The organism is Pseudoruminococcus sp. (assembly GCF_047012705.1).
Classification (GTDB): domain Bacteria; phylum Bacillota; class Clostridia; order Oscillospirales; family Acutalibacteraceae; genus Pseudoruminococcus.
This window is the reverse complement of sequence record NZ_JBKXNW010000047.1, coordinates 1-3,181: the sequence shown is the minus strand read 5'-3', so window position 1 is coordinate 3,181 and position 3,181 is coordinate 1. Positions and strand designations below refer to the sequence as shown.

Sequence of the window (3,181 nt, the reverse complement as noted above, 5' to 3'; positions counted from 1 at the left end):
TGTTTTGTGCTTTTCCCAAAAGCTCTTGTCCTTGAATTTCATAAGACCGGCGAACATAGAGCCGTCGTTCATATGATGACCGTAGATAATGATATTGTCGCTTGGCAGTTCCATATCGCAGTTTTCCTGAACATAAGGACAGCCGTAGTCGGTGTATGCCTTATCAAAGCCGTGCTTCAGATAGAAGTTCGGGTTGTCCTTTGACTGCATAACGGGATAATTGATTTTTGTGTCCTCAACCTTAATCCAGCCGACCATATCGTTGTTTTGCAGATAAAGCTCCTGATACTCCGGGATAAAGGTCTTTTCTTCGGAGTAGTTCATCAGCTCTGTGGTTTCTTCAGGCTCGGTCTCCACAACCTCAATCAGATTGTCGTACATCTCAGCCTGCTTTGCAGAGTCGCAATAGTGCTTGATGAGAAAACCTGAACTGACGGCAAATACAATGCTGAAAGCACAGATTATGGCAATATAGATTTTGTTTTTCATAGGTGTTTCCTTTCTCATTTACAGAATAGGGCAAGGGTTATACACCCTCGCCCGGTTTGGTTGTCATCAGCTTATACAGCTTCGTATTCTTCGGGAACTTATTTGCAAACGGCACAAGCGAACTGCCGACCTTAATCAGTCCGTGTCCTGCGTCAACATTCGTGATATATGAAAGCTGGAGGTCGGAAATGTTAAGGAGCTTGGCAAGCTCAATTCTGTCGGTTGACGCCTGATTGAGCATAATCAAAAACTCGCTGTTTGCAAGCATAGTTCTTGCCGTATGGCTCTGCAAAAGGTCGTCCACATTCTGTGTAATACCGGTGGCATAAGCACCGTACTTTCTCACACGCTTCCAAAGAGTAAACAGGAAGTTTGCGGAGTATTCGTGCTGGAACAGAAGATAGATTTCATCAATGAAGATGAATGTCTGCTTACCCTTAGCACGGTTCTGTGTAATACGGTTCAGGATAGAGTCGAGGACAACAAGCATACCGATAGGCATAAGCTGCTTGCCGAGGTCAAGAATGTCATAACAGATAAGTCGGTTATCCGTATCAACATTGGTCGGCTTTGCGAAAGTATTCAAAGAACCGTGTGTAAACAGCTCGATAGCGAGAGCAATTTCTCTCGCTTCCGGCTCGTCCTGTTTCAAAAGTTCCGCACGGAAGTCCTGCAAAGTAGGAACAGTGCCGGTATAACCTCTCTGCTGATAGTCACGGTAAACGCTCGCCGTACAACGGTCGATGATAGACTTCTGCTTTGCTCCGAGGTTTGTGCCGCCGATAAGTTGTTCACAAAGGGACATAATGAACTCGGATTTTAGGATAACCGGGTTTGCTCCGTCGCCGTATTCCTTGTTCATATCCATTGCATTGATATGGCTCGGAGAAGTAGCGGAAATATTGATGATTTCGCCGCCGAGAGCTTTTACAAGCTGCGAATACTCTCGCTCCGGGTCGATGATAATAACATCTGCGTTGGAGGAAAGAATGATATTTTCAATCTCTCCCTTTGCCGCAAAGGATTTACCGCCGCCGGATACTCCGAGAATAAAGGAATTGCCGTTGAGTAGCTGTCTGCGGTCGGCGATAATCATATTTTTGCTGATAACATTCTGACCGTAGTAAATGCCGTTTTCGTGGTAAATGTCCTGAACCCTGAACGGAATAAAGACCGCAAGGCTTTCTGTGGTAAGGGTTCTGAATGCGTCAATCTTGCGTGTTCCAAAGGGCATAGCCGTATTCAGTCCGTCCATCTGCTGATACTTGAGAACGGCAAACTGGCACAAATGCTTTCTTGCCGTAGTAAGCAGAGCTTCGGTGTCGTTATCAAGCTGTTCTTTGGAGTCCGCAGTATGAACCATAGTGAGTACAGCGAACATCATTCGCTGATCACGAGTGGTAAGGTCATCAAGGAACTCCTTCATTTCCTTTTTCTGCTGTTCCATATCATACGGAACGGTAGCGGAAAAGTTATTGTTCTGATTCTGCTTTCTCTGCCAGTTGGTTATATTCGTCTCAACCCCAAGCAGTCTGCTCTCTGCTTCTCGCACCGCTTCATCGGTAGGAACAGGTACGATGTCAATGGACATCATCAGGTTGCGGTTCAGGTCGGTAAGCTCAGCTACCATACTGTCCTTGATATAGGAAGCGTACTCACGAAGAAAAAGGACTCTCCCGTAACGGTTTCCCATTTTGAAGTAGTCCTTTTCAAATTCCATTGTATCCGGGCAAACATAATCCTTGAAATCGTGTCCCTTTTTTCTCGTTTCCTTAATATTGAAGTGGTAGGCGGTTTCCTCCCCGACACGGAAGAAATCGTGGACAATTCTCAGCCTTTCATCGGTTTCAAGCTCCACACATTTGCTTCCGAGTCTTGCAAAGTGGGCAATCAGGTCAGCACCGACACGGGCAAAATAGGTTCTTGCGTCCTCCACGCTCTTTTTGTTGATGGAGATAGTAACATACTTATCCTGAACGATTGCGTTTGCACCGGTCGCCTTGTCGAGAAGCATTTTGTTATATTCCTCTCGGTAAACATCAAGCTCATCGCCGGTTTCGGGGATAAGAATGGTTTTCTCAAAGTCCAAACGGTTAAGCCGTCTGTTGTTGATAGTCAGCTTTGTAGTAGCTCCGCTGTCAAGAGAGTTGAGAAGCTCGGAGTATTCAAGGAACATTGCTTCCTTGTCCTCACGGCTTGCTACGGCAAAGTTAATATCCGTGAACTTGAAACTCTTGGAATACTTGTCCTTGCCCACACGGAAAATACCGTCATCATAGATTGCGGTAATGGGAATACAATCCTGTACGCCCTTTGGTACTACAAACTTTTCTTTGTCCTGCTTTAACAGGTTTGTAAGGGTTTTAATCATTGTTCTTATAAGCCTCCTTCTGTTTTTGTTCGATTGTCGGTTTCATCAATTCGTAATAGGTGTTGGTGGAATGAAAGACCAGCTTTTTCGGCATAAGGAACTCGGACTTTATCCACGCCCATATAAATTTCTCAGCCGTCATTCCGTTGTATTTCACAAAGCCGAGAGCCGCAAAAGGGGCAGCTCCCAAAATGCACACCCACGATACGGTTTCTGTTCCGAGGTACGGTTTTAGGAGGAAGTAAAGTCCTACCGCTACCGCACAGGCAAGAACAGAAAAAATGAACTGTCTGAGCGACAGTCCAAAAAACATTGACTCTG

2 protein-coding genes and 1 pseudogene are annotated in these 3,181 nt (G+C 45.5%); all 3 read right to left on the bottom strand.

Annotated features, from left to right (window positions below):
• A pseudogene (locus tag ACLU24_RS14510) lies at positions 1–489 on the bottom strand (class B sortase); the annotation flags it as partial.
• Positions 490–526: 37 nt separating this feature from the next.
• A complete protein-coding gene (locus ACLU24_RS14505) occupies positions 527–2,860 on the bottom strand; it encodes a VirB4-like conjugal transfer ATPase, CD1110 family (RefSeq protein WP_412613347.1) in 2,334 nt (777 codons plus the stop codon).
• The coding region (locus tag ACLU24_RS14500) for a PrgI family protein (protein ID WP_412613346.1) at positions 2,853–3,181 on the bottom strand (329 nt) is incomplete at its 5' end. The genes ACLU24_RS14505 and ACLU24_RS14500, both read right to left, overlap by 8 nt.